The sequence below is a fragment of the Bacillus sp. CR71 genome (genome assembly GCF_003429245.1).
GTDB classification, from domain to species: Bacteria; Bacillota; Bacilli; order Bacillales; family Bacillaceae_G; genus Bacillus_A; species Bacillus_A thuringiensis_S.
In genome coordinates this window covers 3,662,990-3,680,288 of the sequence record NZ_CP031748.1, presented here as the reverse complement: position 1 = coordinate 3,680,288, position 17,299 = coordinate 3,662,990, and the positions used below count along the sequence as shown (strand labels likewise).

Genomic DNA, 17,299 nt, shown 5'->3' with positions numbered 1-17,299 from the left:
GTTCTATACTTATGGAGAGTTAAAGGAAACATTGGATTGAAAGAACTTTCATTGAAATCACTCCTTTGTACTATCTGAATGAAAAGTTCTGGCCGGAGCATTTTCTTTTTAAGCGTAATGACGACTTTTTTACTTAGATTATTGTAATATAGTGGAAGTTAAAAATGAGGAGGGATTATTATCCATTACCAACCTATTAAACTAAATGACGAGTTATCTAAAATTAACGATTATTGGTATCCACGAGTGATTGGTGAAATGAATGATGATCAAATTCAGCTTTTTAAAGCTAATGGAGATTTTATATGGCATGAGCATCCTGATACGGATAAGCTATTTATTGTGCTTGAAGGGGAGATGTTCATCGATTTCCGTGAAGGACAGGTGAAAATTTCTAAGGGCGAGATGTTTATTGTCCCGAGAGGCGTTGAGCATAAACCTTTCACTGAAAAGGAATCCCACATCATGTTGGTAGAGCCTAAAAGGGAAATGGATTGATAATCGTAAAAAGATAAAAAAGGAGCGGAAATCCGTTCCTTTTTTATTTATCTTACTATTTTTAGGGGCTTAGTATGAGTAAGATGTGAATAAAGGATGAATAGCATTTTTATCAATAAAAATTTATTGGATTTTTTGTGGAATATATATGAAACGTTGTATAAAATAATCAAGAAAGCCAAAAATTATAGGGGGAAAGTTGTGAAGAAAAATAAGAGTTTAATAAGTTTTTTAGGAGTGTTTATTATGTTGTTTTCTTTTTGTTTTCAAGGAAATGTACAGGCAGATGTAAATACTGTTCAATCTGGAAAAATCAAATCAGGAAACGTAACAGTATGGGAAGTTGGAAATGTAGCGAAAGTATTAGCGGATGTGGAGCGCTTAAATTTAAATACAGTAAATGTACCGATTCAAGTGGATATCCCGAATGTGACTTCTACGAATATGGTAATTAATCAAGCGCAAAAGCAACAAGCTATTATTTTAATTCAAGAATTATTAAAGCGTAATATTCAAGTTATAGTGGAACCGTTCCCGTATATTCAGCAGGGGAATGTTGGAGAGACAGAATGGAACCCAAGTAACATTAATGATTTCTTCTGGAATTGGAAGACGGTTATTCTGCAAGATATTTTTAATTCCATTACAAGTAAATACAATGTGTATGGACTAAAGATTGCTTCTAATTTCGTGAACATGGAGTATGCAGAAGGATACTGGAGCGATACAATTGATTTTGTTCGTAATCAGTATAAAGGAAATGTTTTGTATCAAATGAACTGGTGGTTAACAGCAAGCTGGGACCCTTCTTATGAAGCGAAGTTTAAAGAGAAAATCAATCGTCCGTATTTAAAAAAGGTGGATATTGTAAGTATTGATAGTTGGTTTGAAGTTTCAGGAAAAAGAAATCCAACATATGAAGAAGTAAAGAAAAGTTTATTTGCGACGACAGTGTATAATCGTGGACAAAATGTTGTTCAGCAATTGGAACAATTACATAATGCAACAGGAAAACCAGTTTACTTCGGTGGGTTTAACGTTCCGGCGCGTGAACTTGGATTACAAAATCCGTGGAATCCAGATGTTTCAAATGTGTTTTCAAAAGATGTACAATTAAATGGATGGCGTGCTTACCGCGATGTATTAGAACCGAAACCATATTTTAAAGGTTTTTCAATTTGGTTTATTGGCTCTAATGATAGTACACATGCGTATCAAATACATAGTAAAGAAGCAGAGGCAGTTATTAACGGGTGGTACCGAAAATAATTTTTATAAAATAGGTAAGTTTTAAAGATTACTACATATATTTCTAGTGAAAGGCCTTTCACCATCTTATCACCTAGGGGGCAATCATAATGAAATTTTTGTCTTACCTTACAGTAATTTTGGTGATTCTCGGCGGTTTGAATTGGTTATTTGTAGCGTTAGATTACAATGTAGTTGAGAAATGGTTTGGTTCTATGCCGGCGCTTGTGGACACTATTTATTGGCTCATTGGTCTTTCTGCTATTTATCAAATTTTTGATCGGTTCTTCACGGACAATTAGCAATTATACTTTATTACTAGAGTGTTAAGTACGATTATGTACTTAACACTTTTTTGTATGTTTATAAAAATAGTTTGCACATGCAAGCGATTCCATTGCGTCTTGCGCCGTAATAATAGAAAACAAATTGACCACGTATTATATTTTGGGTTATAATTCAGAAAGTTTAAAAATTAATAAAAATGAGAAATAGGGAGGTTATGAGGGTAATGGAGAGAGTCTATAATTTTTCAGCAGGACCATCAATACTCCCTTTGCCAGTTTTAGAGAAAGTGCAAAAGGAGCTTGTAAATTATAACGGGACAGGCATGTCTATTATGGAAATGAGTCATCGATCTTCTTATTTTCAAAGTATTATAGAGGAAGCGAGTAACTTACTTCGTGAATTAATGAGCATCCCTGATGAGTATGATGTTTTATTTTTACAAGGCGGTGCGTCATTACAATTTTCTATGATACCACTGAACTTAATGAATACGTATAAAAAAGCTGGATACGTACTAACTGGCTCATGGTCTAAAAAGGCACTGCAAGAAGCCGAAAAAGTTGGGGAAGTACAAGTGATTGCTTCTTCCGAGCAAGAGAAGTTTACTACGATTCCTAAACTGGACGGTTTATTAAGTGATGAAAAACTAGATTATGTACATATTACAACGAATAATACAATTGAGGGGACAAAATATGTGGACATTCCACATGTAGAAAGAGTGCCGCTCGTTGCGGATATGTCCTCAAATATTTTATCAGAGCGATATGATGTTTCGAAGTTTGGTCTTATATATGCGGGGGCGCAAAAGAATTTAGGACCTGCGGGCTTAACGATTGCTATTATAAAAAGAGATTTAATTGGGGGAGCAGATCGCTCTTGTCCGACAATGTTAAATTATGAAACTTACAGTAAAAATAACTCCTTATATAATACACCGCCATCCTTTAGTATTTACGTAACAAAACTTGTACTAGAGTGGTTGAAAGAGCAAGGCGGAGTATCTGCGATTGAAGAACAAAATAGAATGAAATCTTCACTTATTTATCATTTTTTAGATGAATCTAAATTGTTTACTTCACCAGTTGATCCTACGTATCGATCACTTATGAACATTCCATTTACAACACCGTCAGAAGAACTTAACAATGAGTTTTTACAAAAGGCGAAGGAACGCGGCCTTGTTACGTTAAAAGGACATCGCTCAGTTGGCGGTATGCGTGCCAGTATTTACAATGCGATGCCAGCACACGGCGTAAAACGATTAGTAGATTATATGAAGGAATTTGAGCTTGAGAATAGATAGGGAGATGGGGATATGTTTCGTGTTCAAACGTTAAATCAAATTGCAGAAAAAGGCTTGCAAGTTTTTACTGAAGAACGTTATGAAGTAGGAGATAGAATCAATCATCCAGATGGAATTTTGCTTCGTAGCTACTCTTTACATCAAGAAGAGTTTTCAAAAGACTTAAAGGCGATTGCAAGAGCTGGCGCTGGTGTAAATAATATTCCTGTCGAGAGATGTACAGAAAAAGGAATTGTAGTATTTAACACGCCGGGGGCAAATGCAAACGCTGTAAAGGAACTCATTATTGCCAGTCTTATTATGTCTTCACGTAACATTATTAATGGTGTAAGTTGGACGAAAAACTTAGAGGGTGAAGAAGTACCACAGCTTGTTGAATCAGGAAAAAAACAATTTGTTGGATCAGAAATTGCAGGGAAACGTCTAGGTGTTATCGGACTTGGCGCAATCGGTGCTTTAGTTGCGAACGATGCGTTAGCGTTAGGGATGGACGTTATTGGATATGATCCTTATATTTCAGTTGAAACAGCTTGGCGTCTTTCTACACATGTGCAAAGAGCATTTAGCCTTGATGAAATTTTTGCAACGTGTGATTATATTACCCTTCATATTCCTCTTACAAATCAAACGAGGGGAATTATTGGGGAACACGCTATAGAGAAGATGAAAAAAGGTATGCGTTTATTCAATTTCTCAAGAGGAGAACTTGTAGATGAAAAGGTTCTTCAAAAAGCGTTAGAAGAAGATGTTATTACGCATTACGTAACAGACTTCCCGAATGAAAATGTGATAAAGATGAAAAATGTAACAGCGACGCCTCACCTTGGTGCATCTACGTCCGAATCAGAAGAAAACTGTGCATTCATGGCAGCGCGCCAATTACGTGAATATTTAGAGACAGGAAATATTCGTAATTCAGTAAATTATCCAAACGTAGAATTGCCGTATATCGGAAAGAAACGAATTACAATTATGCATCAAAACGTCCCGAATATGGTAGGGCAAATTACAGGATGCTTAGCGGAACATCATATTAATATTGCCGATATGATTAATCGTAGTAAACATTCTTGGGCGTACACAATGATTGATATCGATAACGGAATTGATGATATAATAAAAGAGAATATTGTAGAAAATATAAGCAAAATTACAGGTGTTGTAGCCGTTCGAATGATTGTGTAAAGGAGAGAGGAATGTGGCAAAAATACGACCGTTTCGGGCCATTCGTCCAGTAGAGGAAAAAGCGGCACAAGTGGCAGCTTTACCGTATGACGTATTAAATAGTGAAGAGGCAAGGGAAGTTGTAAAAGGGAATCCATATTCTTTCTTGCATGTTGATAAAGCAGAAATTGATTTAGACCCGGCACTTTCACCGTACGATGATCGTGTATATGAAAAAGCGGGTGAAAATTTAAATCGATTTATACGAGAAGAAGTGTTCATTCAAGACGAAGAGCCAGCGTTATACATTTATGAACTGACGATGCAGGGAAGAACGCAGTCAGGCCTTGTCGTTTGTACATCTATTGATGAGTATGAAGATGATACAATTAAAAAACATGAGAGAACGCGTCATGAAAAAGAGCTAGATCGTATTCGTCACGTAGATGTGTGTGATGCAAATACGGGTCCTATCTTTTTAACGTATCGTACAAAAGAAGAGATAAAGCATTTCATTGCCAGCTGGAAAGAAGAACATGCGCCAATCTATACATTTACAGCAGAAGACGGCGTTAGGCACGTTGCTTGGAAAATAGCTGATGAAGAAGTAATTGCAAGTTTAGTAAACTTATTTGAAGATATTCCTAACCTGTACATTGCAGATGGACATCACCGCTCTGCATCAGCTGCAAAAGTAGGGATCATGCGAAGAGAACAATATCCGAATTACACAGGAGAAGAAGAGTTTAATTTCTTCCTATCTGTATTATTCCCTCAGGATGAATTATCGATTTGGGACTATAACCGAGTTGTGAAAGATTTAAATGGCTTATCAGAGGAACAGTTTTTAAATCAAATTACGCAGTACTTTTATGTAGAAGAAGCACCTGTTTCTCCGTATAAACCAAATGAGCCAAAAACATTTGGTATGTATGTAAATGAGAAGTGGTATAAGCTTACTGTGAAAGAAGAAACATTTGATGCGAATGATCTTGTTAGAGGTTTAGATGTATCTATCCTGCAAGATCATTTATTAAGTCAAGTACTTGAAATACATGATCCGCGTTCTGATTCACGCATCGATTTTGTCGGAGGAATCCGCGGATTAGAAGAACTAGAACACCTTGTAAAGAGCGGTGAATATAAAGCAGCATTCGCATTATATCCGACATCAATGGAAGCTTTATTAGCAATCGCAGACGCTGGAGAAGTTATGCCGCCAAAATCAACGTGGTTTGAACCGAAACTGCGCAGCGGGTTGTTTGTACATTCATTAAAATAAATAGACTTCTTTAGATTGAAAAACCGAAATGATTTGAGTTTCGGTTTTTCTTATTTTGGCTCAGTTAACGTTTAATGTTGATTTTCATGTTAAGATTGAAATATGTAACAGCAGGTCGCTACAAAAAAATGGAGGAAATACGATGAAAATGCATCTTCAAAAAAGTTTTTATGTTGAATTGAAAAATGCAATTCGTTGTCATTATAACGAACTTTTAACTAGGTGCGGTGTTGACACAATATATGGGTACTCCATATTAACAGACGATTGTGTCAATAGCATTGGACCAGTGGCTAATGAAGAAAGACTAATCAAAGTTAATAAATCGGACCCTTTATACAATTATTATAGATACGGAGCTGTTGAGTGGAGCGAATGGGACGATTTTGGAATGTTTGATGAAGTGAAAAAAATTATTAAGAAATATCATAATATTGTCGAAGATGACTTTAACATACGAGTAAATACACTGTTGAAAGAAACATTAAATGTGTTAATGGAACTTGAATCAGAAGGATTGTTTGGAGATAGAGATGATAATCGATTTATTGTCATTTGTGTAACTGATTCTTCGAACGAAATCATGATTGAATCAGCTCGATTGCTTAATACATTAAAGACATACGAAGAATATGCTTCAGAATTTGCATAAGAATAAATATAAGTAAAACTGCTCTCTATAAGAGGCGATTTTCATTTGATCGAAAGTCACCAATTAATAGTAACTATTCGTTGTGACGTAACAATTGAACAATTAGAACCTGATGAAAAAAACGTACAAAGATAATTGCGATGTTTACATGTGTGAATCAAGTTGGAAAAGAAGTTATGAAGGGAAGTTTTTCGGGGATTATTCTTTAATAGGAGAAGTAATGAATAAGTGGGTTCTCCATGCCTCTCAGGCTTAGCGTTTTAATTCCCCCATAACGTATATTCTGTTCTTTTCTTAACTATTAGAAAATAGTTGAATAAGCTCGTCAACAAAAAGGACATTCCGAGTATTACAAGAAATGTCCTTTCTGCTAAAATGTAAGGTATTTTGCTAAAATTCAAACTCTAAAATCAGTTTACTAGTTTGACCTGTAAACTGATAATTATAGGACCCTCTCAGATTTTCTAAGTTACCAGTAGCTTTAATAATTGTTCCTGGGGAATCTAAATTTCCTTTATCAAATATTCCTTGCTCTATAGCTGTGAATGTCCCTTGTTGCCCCTTATAAATTCCTTCAAAGTGTAAAAATCCAGAAATTTTAGCCGTAGCCAAGTGACCATCATTTATATTTGAGTCTACATAATATAATAAGTATTCAACAAAAGCTTTTCCTTTTAATTCTCCATCAATATCATATTCAACATGGGCAATATTAATAGGGAAATCTTTTCTAGTATCATCAATTAGTTTTTCATCCCATTTACTTACTGTAAATGTTACTTCCATACACGTAAATCCCCCTTTATCATTAGATAAGTAATCTTCATATCATTTGAAAAGTACCAATTCACAGTCATATCTTATAGAAGTGTTTTTTATTTATTTGAGTCCTGTCATATCGTTATCTGCTCCTCCCCACGAAGGACTTACTGTCGCCACGGTATCTCCTGGCTGTAATCTCTTTGGTTTTTTTAACATGTTAACTCCGCTCCTACATAATGTAATGGACTACGATTATACAAACTGTATCATTGAAAAACATGATGTATGACATTAGTTTCTTCATCATTAATCCGTTTACCTGCTGGGATTCAAGAATTCAGTCTTAGTGTTGAATATAGGAATAACCGATTTATATTTGAAAATTACAGTATGCAACATTGCATGAGGAAAACGGTTGTTATTTTCACAACCTGTAACTATAATGATTACAGGTTGGTCGATACCAATCAAACAAATACAATCATCATGAATGGAGATGTTTCATAATGGGTATGAAAAAAATAATTTTAGCAGGTGCTTTAGGGATCGCAGCATTATCAGGAACAAATTTACCAGGACTAGAAGTAACAAAAGCGAGTGCAGCTTCTATTGAATCGAACTTCTCGACGTTAGAAGGACGAGTAGTAGAAGTAGATAACGGTGTAATTGTCGTAAAATCTAAGCAATACGAAGAACCTGTTAGTGTGTATATTGATTCATTTTCAAATGTGAAAGTAGGAGATGAAGTAAAAGCTACTGGATCTATGATGCGTAATTTTACAGAATATATGGTTGCAACTGCAGTTGAAAATACAACAAACAAGTTAGGTATGCACATGAAAGAAGATGGCTCACCTAATTATGTAATTGGAGAAGTATCAAAAGTAGGAACGATGGAAGATGAGGGAGACGGTGCTACTAAATATGTTGTAGTTGAGTATCCATCGCTAAATGGGAAGAAAGATATTATTGATGTTTTCTTAACAAAGGGACAAGTATTTAATGTGGGTGAGAAAGTGAAAATTGATATGAAGTATGTAGGCTGGGGTGGAAGTTCTATTAACTGGAACACAACGGATAACATTGAAAAAGTTCATGAGGTAAAGAGCAACGTTGAAAATAATGATGATGTTTGGGTTTGGTCTTAATAAGGCGAGTATAAGTCGTTATTTGCAATTTTCTCCAAACAATACATGTAAAAACTAAATGTATCATGCAGTACCCATCTAATTCTCATTGCGTATGACAATTAGATGGGTACTTTTTTATTTGAAATTTGTGCAAGTCAATGTTTAGCATTTCTTTTTAAGAGTAAATTACGGTTGAAATCAAAACTTTATTTGCAGTACATAATAAATAATGTTGATTTTTTATCTTATATTAAAATAAAAACAAACCACTGTTCGATTTGAATATTCCACGATATAATAGTGAGAGTTTATGGCAGAATAAATATTTACATAAGAAGTGAGGTACTGTATGAAAAAAAGAACGACAGACATTATTTTTATTATTATCGGTGCATTTCTTTTTGCGTTAGGTGTTAATTTGTTTGTTATCCCGAACGAGTTTGGTGAGGGTGGGGTAACAGGTATCACGATTATTACGTACTATTTATTTGAATGGTCACCGGGCTTAGTTAACTTAATTTTAAATGCGATTTTGTTAATAGCCGGTTATAAGTTTTTAAATAAGATTACAACAATTTATACGATTATCGCTGTAGTTACGAACTCGCTATTTCTTCATTTGACAGAAGGCTGGACGATTGCTTCGGATGAAATGCTTGTAAATGCCATTTTCGGAGGAATATTTATTGGGTGCGGGATTGGTCTTATTATTCGCGTTGGTGGAACAACTGCAGGTACTACGATTTTAGCAAGGATGACGCATAAATATTTAGGCTGGAGCATTAGCTACGGTCTACTGTTCTTCGATTTAATTGTTGCGTTTTCATCTTATTTCATCATTGGTGCAGAAAAACTGATGATAACAATTATTATGCTATATGTAGCAACGAAAGTGATGGAGTTTGTAATTGAAGGTTTAAATCCGAAGAAAGCCATTACGATTATTTCTGATAACCCGAATGAAATAGCTGGGAAGGTAACTACCTTAATGGGCAGAGGGGTTACTGTGTACTCAGGTCATGGCTATTACACGAAAACTCCAAAGGAAATTCTTTATGTTGTTATTAATAAGCAAGAAGTAGTGAAGCTAAAGCGGATTGTTCAAACTACGGATCCGGCGGCGTTCATCGCTATACACGATGTTCGTGATGTGTTCGGAGAAGGATTTGTTGATATTTCGAAGGCTTAGAAATTATTTTTGATTAAAATAATCTTAATACTAAAACGTAAGAATCTATTTTGAATAATCTTTTTTCAAAATAGATTCTTTTCTAATGGATCTATATTTATAATTAACCCCCATGCACTTTAAGCTCAATCTTTTACGTTCTAAAGAAAACTGCCGATAAAGCCCTCCAGTCTTTTCTTTAATTTTGAAATGTGAGAGTTGAATTACAATGGATTATATGTGATTGTTTAATCTATTCCCCATGAGTTTTGCCATTTGTTTCGCATCTGGATTTCCTTCATCGTACAATTTATCAATAATATTACTATAATCCCTCTCATTCCGATTTTGACTTAATTTATATGCAGCCTGGATGTCTCCTACTTTAATTTTAAACCCAACTATCCCTTTCAGTTCATTTTCTAAGAGAGTGGGGGAAAGTTTATCCCATAATATTGGATTTTCACGATGTTCTTCATATTTTTTCAACATTGTTGTTAATTCATCTATTAATTCCTGTTTATCTAAAATACTTGCTTTACCATATATATGAACGGCTTGATAATTCCATGTTGGAACTTCTTCATTTTCATACCAAGAAGAAGAGATGTAAGAGTGCGGTCCCTGAAACATTACAAGAACATCTTCGCAGGTTTCAAATGTTCTCCACTGGGGGTTCCCATAAGCCATATGTCCAGTAATAAAATAGTCATCGCCTTGTTTAGTTAATCCAAAGGGCAAATGAGTTGCGATTGGTTTCTCTTTTTTAGTTGTGACGATTGTTCCAAAAGAGTTTTTTTGAACAAAATCCCAAATTTCATCAACATTTGTGACTTTAAAATACTTTGGAATATACATAATAGCCCACCTTTCAAAAAAAGTTATATGAGTGTTTTGATCATTATAAGGTCAACTTGTTCGTTATCGCCCATATAAAAGGAATGAGAGCCAGCTTGTACAAAACCTAATTTCTTATAAAAAGCAATAGCATTTTCATTTTTCTCCCATACGCCTAGCCAAATATTCTTTTTATTATGTTCTATTGCAATTTCAATAGCATTATTTAGTAGATATTTACCAAGACCATGTTTTTGAAAGGAGCTCTTTATATAAATTCTCTCTACTTCAAGTGATTCATTTCCCATTTCTTCAGACTGAGCATCATCAATATTGACCTTTAAATATCCAGCAATTTCATCGTTAAAGTAGACAAAAAAGAATTGAGAAGAGATATTGGATAATTCTTTTTCTAATTGTTTTAAGTTAAATGCCTTTTCCAAATAGTGATTCATACTTTCGGGTGAATTCTGATGTTTAAAAGTCTCATTAAATGTTTCATAACTAATATCTTGAAGTCTGTGTATATCTTCAAGGGTGCACTTTTCTATATGTGTAGTCATTTGAATAGTTCGCTCCTTTATATAATCAATAATTTCTCTTATTTCCCTTTTTTACAAAATCCCAATCTTTTTCTATATTTTTTCTTACTCTTTGAAGAAGATTAGAAATAGTTTCCGCTTCTGTTTCCGAAAATCCCTCTAATGCAACAGTATTTGAATAATCGTTTTCTCTTTTAATAAAAGGATAGACATTTTTCCCTTTTTCTGTTGGGAAAAGTTTTTTGATTTTCTTGTTAGATTCATCTTCTTTCTTTTCGATAAATCCATTGATTTCAAGCTTTTTGATAGCACGGGCTGCAGTTGTACGATCTACTTTTATCATCTCAGATAGCTTTTCTTGAATGATTCCTGGGTTTTCACATATTCGCACAAGGTACAAATACTGACCTTTTGTAAGCTCATATTCTTTAAATTCTATATTACTAATAGAATCTAATGCTCTTGCAATCATGCCAATTTCACGAAGAATTTCTTTCATAATGAACTCCTTATCTTTTGTTTTTATTGCAAATGCAACAATTTGAAGTTACATTTAATATAAAATATTTTTATTGTAAATGCAACAAAAATGACGATGAAGAGGTTGATTAAAATGAAGTATGTTTTTTATGTATTAGGAATTTTAATATTAACCCTTGGTATTTCTGTCACAATACAATCAGATTTTGGCACTTCACCTTTTGATGCACTTTTAGTAGGACTTTCTTTAAATGTGGGGCTTACTGTGGGAAGCTGGGAAATAATAATAGCTTTATTATTAATATGTTGTAATTCGAAATTAAAAAGACAAAGACCAGAGGTACTAGGGTTGTTAACAGCATTCATAACGGGTATTGGTATTGATGTGTGGCTATTTTTATTACGCGATTTAATTACACCTGAAATATGGTACAGTAAAATGATTTATTTTGGAATCGGATTAGTTATTACAGGATTAGGAACTGCAATATATTTACAAACAAATTTTGCTCCCATTCCAATTGACCGATTAACTTTAATCATACAAGAATTAACTAGAACGAATATTTTTATAGCACGAACATTTATTTACCTTATATTCTTAATAATGGCAACGATTTTACATGGACCAATTGGTGTTGGAACTATATTAACTTTTTGTTTAGGTGGGTTATTACTGAATTTCTTTATACCACTTACTAAAAAAGTAATAGATCACTTATTCGTACACCAGAGTACGTCATCAAGTTATAAGAAAAATAAAGCAGCTGACCATAATGATAACAAAAGTATCTTCTAAGGAATCCTTTTCTTTAAATTACTTATACATTTGAAGACTGACTGTTTTTGAAACCTTCTTCAATCCACCAAGAACTTATAAATTCTGTTTTTCTTTTTCTTGCAAAAAATCCAATTGTTTCTTAAGGTAAGGATGTAGAAGGATGAACGAGAGAGGGTTTAATGAAGATGATACATATTTTATTAGCTGATGATGATAAACATATTAGAGAGTTATTGCATTATCATTTACAAAAAGAGGGGTTTAAAGTTTTTGAGGCTGAAGATGGAAATATAGCGCAAGAAGTATTAGAGAAGGAAAATATTCATCTTGCGATTGTAGACATTATGATGCCGTTTGTTGATGGTTATACGTTATGTGAAGAAATTCGTAAGTATCATGATATTCCTGTTATTTTATTAACTGCGAAAGACCAGTTAGTGGATAAAGAAAAAGGATTCATTTCTGGTACAGACGATTATATCGTAAAACCATTTGAGCCAGCTGAAGTCATTTTCCGTATGAAAGCATTACTTCGTCGTTATCAAATGCTGAGTGCTGATATTATTACGTTGCACGGTACAACAATTGACCGAAAAGGCTTTGAAGTGAAGTGTAACGGACAAACGATTTTGCTTCCACTGAAGGAATTTGAATTGTTATCGCAACTGGCTAGTTATCCTGGAAGAACATTTTCAAGGGAAGAATTAATTGAATTAGTATGGGGAATGGATTTTGAAGGGGATGAACGAACGGTTGACGTTCATGTAAAGCGATTAAGAGATCGTTTTTCAAAACGAACGGATGATTTTCAAATTACAACGGTGCGCGGCCTCGGGTATAAGTTGGAGCTGAAATAAGATGAAATCACTATATTCTAGATTTGTATTTATGACGGTCGGCATTATGCTACTTAGTAGTATTATAGGCTTTTTATTAACGAACGTATATTATCAAGTGAAGTTAAAACCGTATAATAGTGAAAAGATTTTAAAGTATGCTGAAGAAGTAAAATCGTTATATGAAAAGCAAAGTGAAGAAAATCAAGAGGCATACTTACGGTCTATTGCGAAGCTAGGATATGAAATTTATATTGTCGATGATCAAAAGAATGGAAAGCGTATCGGAAATGCATTTCGTAAGACGACAATAAGTGATGATACCGTTCATAAAGTATTGCAGGGGGAGACATTTAATGGTGTTTCTACTTATCCAACGCGCCTTTTCATTACAGGATTTTTCGATAATGAATTAATTAATAGCGTCGGTGTCCCGGTAAAACACGGTGATAAACAGTACGCTTTATTCATTCGCCCTGACATTCAGCAACAATTTGGCGAGATGCGAATTTTCTTAGCGGTATTACTTGGGTTTATCGTTTTACTAACTATTATTTTTATAGCGATTGCAGCAGGTTACATCGTTCGTCCCATTCGTAAATTTACGAAGGCTACGCAAAAAATTGCGAGTGGGGAATATGAAATTGAATTAGACGTAAAACGAAAAGATGAAATAGGAACGTTATCTACAAGCTTCCAAAAGATGACGAAGAGTATTAAAGAACTAGATGAAATGAGACAAGAATTCGTTTCGAACGTTTCACATGAATTTCAGTCGCCACTTTCTTCCATACAAGGTTTTTCAAAGACGTTGCAAACAGAAAAGATGAGTGAGGAAGAAAGAAATCATTACTTACAAATTATTGAGGGTGAAAGTAAGCGAATGTCTAGTTTATGTAAACAGTTACTTACGCTCGCTTCATTAGATAAAGAGGAAAAGGTTCTACAAATAAGAGAATTCAATCTACAGAAGCAAATTAAAGACGTCATTTTTATGCTTGAGTGGAAATGGCGGGAAAAAGATATCGCCGTTGAATTTGATGTGCCAGATATCACTATAAAAGGTGATGAAAACTTACTTCATCAAGTATGGAGTAACATTTTCACGAATAGCATTAAGTTTTCAAACGATGGTGGGACGATTGAGTTTTTCGTCGAAGAGTTAGAGTCTAGTGTCATTATCTCTATATCTGATAACGGAATTGGTATGGAAAAAGAAGAGATGGACCGTATATTTGATCGTTTTTACAAAGTAGATACGGCAAGAGCGAGAAACGTAGAAGGTAGTGGTTTAGGATTATCGATTGTGCAGAAGATTGTGGAACTGCATAACGGAGACGTTTCAGTGTATAGCACGAAAGGGGAAGGGACTACTGTTCGGGTGGAGCTTCCGAAATAGATGGAAGAGGCTGTTTGGAAACGGCCTCTTCTTTTTTTGGGCGCTAGTATACGTGTAAAGTGAAAGAATGGGAGTCATTTTAATTACATAATTGGACCGATTTGTGGCATAAGATTAGCAGGAAGTTTATTTAAAAATGTAGAATCTCTACAGAGTTATAAGGATTGTATTAAAACTTGAACCGTGTAGGGAGGAAATTAATTTGAAACGAACTGACTTGTTATTAAACGCACTAGATTCAACATTCGATAAAGAGAGTTGGTATGCACCGTTTAAACATGCTATAGAAGGACTTACAGCCGAACAGGCTATGTGGAAACCATCTGGTGAGGAAACGAATACCATTTGGGAGAACGTTAATCATCTCATTTATTACAAAGAGAGGCTTGCTGCAAACTTGGAAGGTCATGGATGGGCACATAACCTTGACGGTAATGACACTTTTTATCTTACTAAGCAATCTAATGATGACACGGAATGGAAGGAAGTCGTTGAACGTTCTGAAAATGCTCAGCGTAATTTAAGACAGGTATTGAGCGTGATTTCTGAAAAAGAGCTTGAACAAAATTCACTTGAAGAGAAATTACTGGACATCATGCTTCATGATGCTTATCATACAGGCCAAATTATTCAATTAAGGAAAATGCAGGGGGCATGGCCAGCAAAGCGTTAACGGAACGTATTAGTTATTCCATTAAAGGGTGCTATTTTGCATCAAAAAGTAAACAAGCATAACTTCGTTCGAAATTTCGAATAGGGTTATGCTTGTTTGAGCTTTGTAACAGAAAGAAAATATTTTCTTTCTGTTACAAAGCAGTACCTTTCACCTGTTCTTCCTTAAACCGAAGCTCAAAAGTATCCGCCGTAATTTCATCAGCTTTCGGCAAAGCCCGTAATTTTGGATGAAGCAGCCATACGAGGGAGATGAATAAAATCCCGATGCTAGCGAGCGCAAAAATGATTTGGCTACTATATACATTCGCAGTGTATCCGCCAATTAAAGAACCGAACGGCATAGCAATTGTGCCCATACTCCGTGTGACTGAATTGATACGCCCAAGATATTGGTTTGGAATTACAATTTGACCAATAGTCGCAAATAATATGTTGGTCGCACCAATTGGTATCCAAGCTAAGCCGAATAAAAAAATAGATAACCATTGAAACGGTACAACCGTAGAGAGAAACCAAAAGAAAGCACCAGTGGCAAAGCTAATAATGGAGACACGGCCAACATTATATTTACCAACCGATGAACTGAATAGTGCTCCAATTAAACAACCGGCGGATATAGCGGCTAAAAAGAAACCATATAATTTCACACCGCCTAAAGAATCAGCGAAAGAAGGGAGTATTGCCATCGTCATACCGATTGAAAAATTAGTGACAACGGAACCGATTAAGAAGACGCCCATCAATGAACGAAAGACGATTGAAAAGCCTTCTTTTAAATCAGAGAAATATTGCTTTGTTGAAAGTGTTGTGTCTGCTTCAGTTTGTTTTGGCATTTTTAATGAAAAGAACAAAAGGGCAGTAATCGCGAATGTAAAGGAGTCGATCACATATAAAGTAATTGCGCCAAATAGTGCTACTAATATTCCAGAAAGAGTCGTACAAATTAAATCAATGCCTTGATATGCAAATGAAAAGAGTGAGTTTCCTTTTAATAATTGTGTTTTATGCAGTAGAAGTGGTAAAGCTTTCGATTGTGCGGGATAGGCGAATTGTTCGATAAAAGCTACGATGGGCATGATGATGAGTAGTAGGTGGACTGTTAGTAGATCGAAGTAGTGTGTAATTGGAATGATTAAAATAAGAATGCATTGCAAAACTTGTGTGATGACGAGGGTGTTTTTTATTGACCATCTATCGACGAATGGACCAGTAAGAAATTGTAATGCAGAAGGTAATAACGTAAGAGAACCAGCCAATCCAGAATAAAAAGGATTACCACTTAATTTGTATACGAGCCACATTGCTGCTACATAATACAAGCTATCTCCTATGTTTGTAAAAATTCTCCCTAAAAATAATAAGAGGAAATTCCGGTTTTTTAATATGTCCACTTTATCTACTCCTTTATAATAATTTTATTCGGTAAAATAAAATTGACCGTCTCGGTAAAAAAAATCGTATTACGATTTTTCTTCTTTTTTAATAAATTGCTGCATTGTTCTCTCGGCGATTTGAAGTGCAGTAGTAGAAATATAATAAGGTTTGCTATTCGGATCTTTATCTGCACCTTTTGTGATTTCGTTTAATTCAGCCATTAATTCATAAAACTTTTTCACCCACACTTGAAATTGTTCTGGCGTAGCATCAAATTCCCAGCAGGATGAAACGTAATTCCACTTAGCTGGATCTTCACTTGCATTTTGTAATGTAAAAGCTTCTTCTGGTGCAGCAAGAATTTGGCTTTTCGTTCTTTCTATCATTTGTAAAAAGATTTGGCGACCTGATTCGCTTAATATTTCTAAATGAGGTAATAGATCTGCGGCAGGGGTGAAGCCTTTAGCGACAGATTGATAAAACTTTTGAACAATGCCATTCTTTTCTTCTGTATAAACAATCTCTATAAGACCATTCTTTTCTAATTCTTTTAAATGATAATGAATTTTCGCCCTTGAAATGCCGAATTTCTCAGATAGTAATTGTCCAGTATAAGGACGTTCGCATAGACGTATCATCATTTCGGCACGTAGTGGATCGCTTAATGCTTTTAGTTGGCTATAAGTGGTTAGTGTTAATACGGGCTTCAACATGATCAACTCCTTTAATAAAATTACTCGGTCAATATTATTTGACTGAATTGTATCAAGGATTCTATTTATTTTCAATACTTTCAGAAAATTTATTTTTTACTCTGTAATCTTCTGTTCATATTCCGTTCATATTTCTTTTTTATGATAAGTGCATAGAAAGAAAG

General features: G+C 34.6%; 19 protein-coding genes. 13 read left to right on the top strand and 6 right to left on the bottom strand.

Going from position 1 to position 17,299, the window contains the following annotated elements; translation table 11 throughout:
• Positions 1–258: 258 nt before the first annotated feature.
• From DOS87_RS18405 to DOS87_RS18375, 7 genes are all read left to right on the top strand, one after another.
• A complete protein-coding gene (locus DOS87_RS18405; protein WP_208730105.1) occupies positions 259–498 on the top strand; it encodes a cupin domain-containing protein in 240 nt (79 codons plus the stop codon).
• Positions 499–699: 201 nt separating this feature from the next.
• Positions 700–1,767: a glycoside hydrolase family 113 gene (locus tag DOS87_RS18400; protein ID WP_000739768.1), complete on the top strand. Its 1,068-nt coding sequence runs from the start codon at positions 700–702 to the stop codon at positions 1,765–1,767.
• Between the two features lie 89 nt (positions 1,768–1,856).
• Positions 1,857–2,048 (top strand): DUF378 domain-containing protein, encoded by a 192-nt coding sequence (locus tag DOS87_RS18395; RefSeq protein ID WP_000670803.1) that lies wholly within the window; start codon positions 1,857–1,859, stop codon positions 2,046–2,048.
• 209 nt (positions 2,049–2,257) lie between these two features.
• Complete coding sequence (gene serC, locus DOS87_RS18390) at positions 2,258–3,340, top strand: 3-phosphoserine/phosphohydroxythreonine transaminase (protein ID WP_000442939.1); 1,083 nt, start codon at positions 2,258–2,260, stop codon at positions 3,338–3,340.
• Between the two features lie 12 nt (positions 3,341–3,352).
• Entirely contained in the window at positions 3,353–4,525 is a 1,173-nt protein-coding gene (locus DOS87_RS18385) for a 3-phosphoglycerate dehydrogenase family protein (protein WP_000490231.1), read from the top strand.
• Positions 4,526–4,538: 13 nt separating this feature from the next.
• Positions 4,539–5,786, top strand: coding sequence for a DUF1015 domain-containing protein (locus DOS87_RS18380; protein WP_001063062.1), 1,248 nt, complete (start codon positions 4,539–4,541; stop codon positions 5,784–5,786).
• A gap of 142 nt (positions 5,787–5,928) precedes the next feature.
• The gene (locus DOS87_RS18375; RefSeq protein ID WP_000781769.1) at positions 5,929–6,438 is read left to right on the top strand and encodes a DUF4303 domain-containing protein; all 510 of its coding nucleotides are present in this window, start codon (positions 5,929–5,931) and stop codon (positions 6,436–6,438) included.
• A gap of 390 nt (positions 6,439–6,828) precedes the next feature.
• Here DOS87_RS18375 and DOS87_RS18370 read toward each other — a convergent pair whose 3' ends face one another.
• On the bottom strand, positions 6,829–7,224 hold the full coding sequence (locus tag DOS87_RS18370) for a DUF3224 domain-containing protein (RefSeq protein ID WP_000454083.1): 396 nt from the start codon (positions 7,222–7,224) through the stop codon (positions 6,829–6,831).
• Between the two features lie 482 nt (positions 7,225–7,706).
• Between DOS87_RS18370 and DOS87_RS18365 the strand changes: the two genes are divergently transcribed.
• Both DOS87_RS18365 and DOS87_RS18360 read left to right on the top strand, forming a co-directional pair.
• Positions 7,707–8,348 carry a F0F1 ATP synthase subunit alpha gene (locus DOS87_RS18365; RefSeq protein WP_000525476.1) on the top strand — a complete coding sequence of 214 codons (642 nt, stop codon included), beginning with the start codon at positions 7,707–7,709 and terminating at the stop codon, positions 8,346–8,348.
• A gap of 331 nt (positions 8,349–8,679) precedes the next feature.
• Complete coding sequence (locus DOS87_RS18360) at positions 8,680–9,519, top strand: YitT family protein (RefSeq protein ID WP_000747488.1); 840 nt, start codon at positions 8,680–8,682, stop codon at positions 9,517–9,519.
• Between the two features lie 213 nt (positions 9,520–9,732).
• Here the strand turns inward: DOS87_RS18360 and paiB are convergent, their stop codons facing one another.
• From paiB to DOS87_RS18345, 3 genes are read right to left on the bottom strand one after another with little or no spacing between them, the layout of a single operon-like run.
• The gene (gene paiB, locus DOS87_RS18355) at positions 9,733–10,356 is read right to left on the bottom strand and encodes a protease synthase/sporulation negative transcriptional regulator PaiB (RefSeq protein ID WP_000275827.1); all 624 of its coding nucleotides are present in this window, start codon (positions 10,354–10,356) and stop codon (positions 9,733–9,735) included.
• Between the two features lie 23 nt (positions 10,357–10,379).
• Complete coding sequence (locus DOS87_RS18350) at positions 10,380–10,898, bottom strand: spermidine/spermine N(1)-acetyltransferase (RefSeq protein WP_000207057.1); 519 nt, start codon at positions 10,896–10,898, stop codon at positions 10,380–10,382.
• A gap of 25 nt (positions 10,899–10,923) precedes the next feature.
• On the bottom strand, positions 10,924–11,376 hold the full coding sequence (locus DOS87_RS18345) for a MarR family winged helix-turn-helix transcriptional regulator (protein WP_000658983.1): 453 nt from the start codon (positions 11,374–11,376) through the stop codon (positions 10,924–10,926).
• A gap of 114 nt (positions 11,377–11,490) precedes the next feature.
• Between DOS87_RS18345 and DOS87_RS18340 the strand changes: the two genes are divergently transcribed.
• The 4 genes from DOS87_RS18340 (at position 11,491) to DOS87_RS18325 (ending at position 15,046) form a co-directional block, all read left to right on the top strand.
• Positions 11,491–12,156, top strand: coding sequence for a YczE/YyaS/YitT family protein (locus DOS87_RS18340; protein ID WP_098577877.1), 666 nt, complete (start codon positions 11,491–11,493; stop codon positions 12,154–12,156).
• Positions 12,157–12,317: 161 nt separating this feature from the next.
• Complete coding sequence (locus DOS87_RS18335) at positions 12,318–12,995, top strand: response regulator transcription factor (RefSeq protein WP_097825871.1); 678 nt, start codon at positions 12,318–12,320, stop codon at positions 12,993–12,995.
• A gap of 1 nt (position 12,996) precedes the next feature.
• The gene (locus DOS87_RS18330; RefSeq protein WP_000839511.1) at positions 12,997–14,373 is read left to right on the top strand and encodes a sensor histidine kinase; all 1,377 of its coding nucleotides are present in this window, start codon (positions 12,997–12,999) and stop codon (positions 14,371–14,373) included.
• 202 nt (positions 14,374–14,575) lie between these two features.
• Positions 14,576–15,046 (top strand): DinB family protein, encoded by a 471-nt coding sequence (locus DOS87_RS18325; RefSeq protein WP_000831311.1) that lies wholly within the window; start codon positions 14,576–14,578, stop codon positions 15,044–15,046.
• Between the two features lie 133 nt (positions 15,047–15,179).
• Here the strand turns inward: DOS87_RS18325 and DOS87_RS18320 are convergent, their stop codons facing one another.
• Entirely contained in the window at positions 15,180–16,439 is a 1,260-nt protein-coding gene (locus DOS87_RS18320) for an MFS transporter (RefSeq protein WP_000353374.1), read from the bottom strand.
• Between the two features lie 69 nt (positions 16,440–16,508).
• Positions 16,509–17,132 (bottom strand): ArsR/SmtB family transcription factor, encoded by a 624-nt coding sequence (locus DOS87_RS18315; RefSeq protein ID WP_014895296.1) that lies wholly within the window; start codon positions 17,130–17,132, stop codon positions 16,509–16,511.
• Between the last annotated feature and the right edge of the window lie 167 nt (positions 17,133–17,299).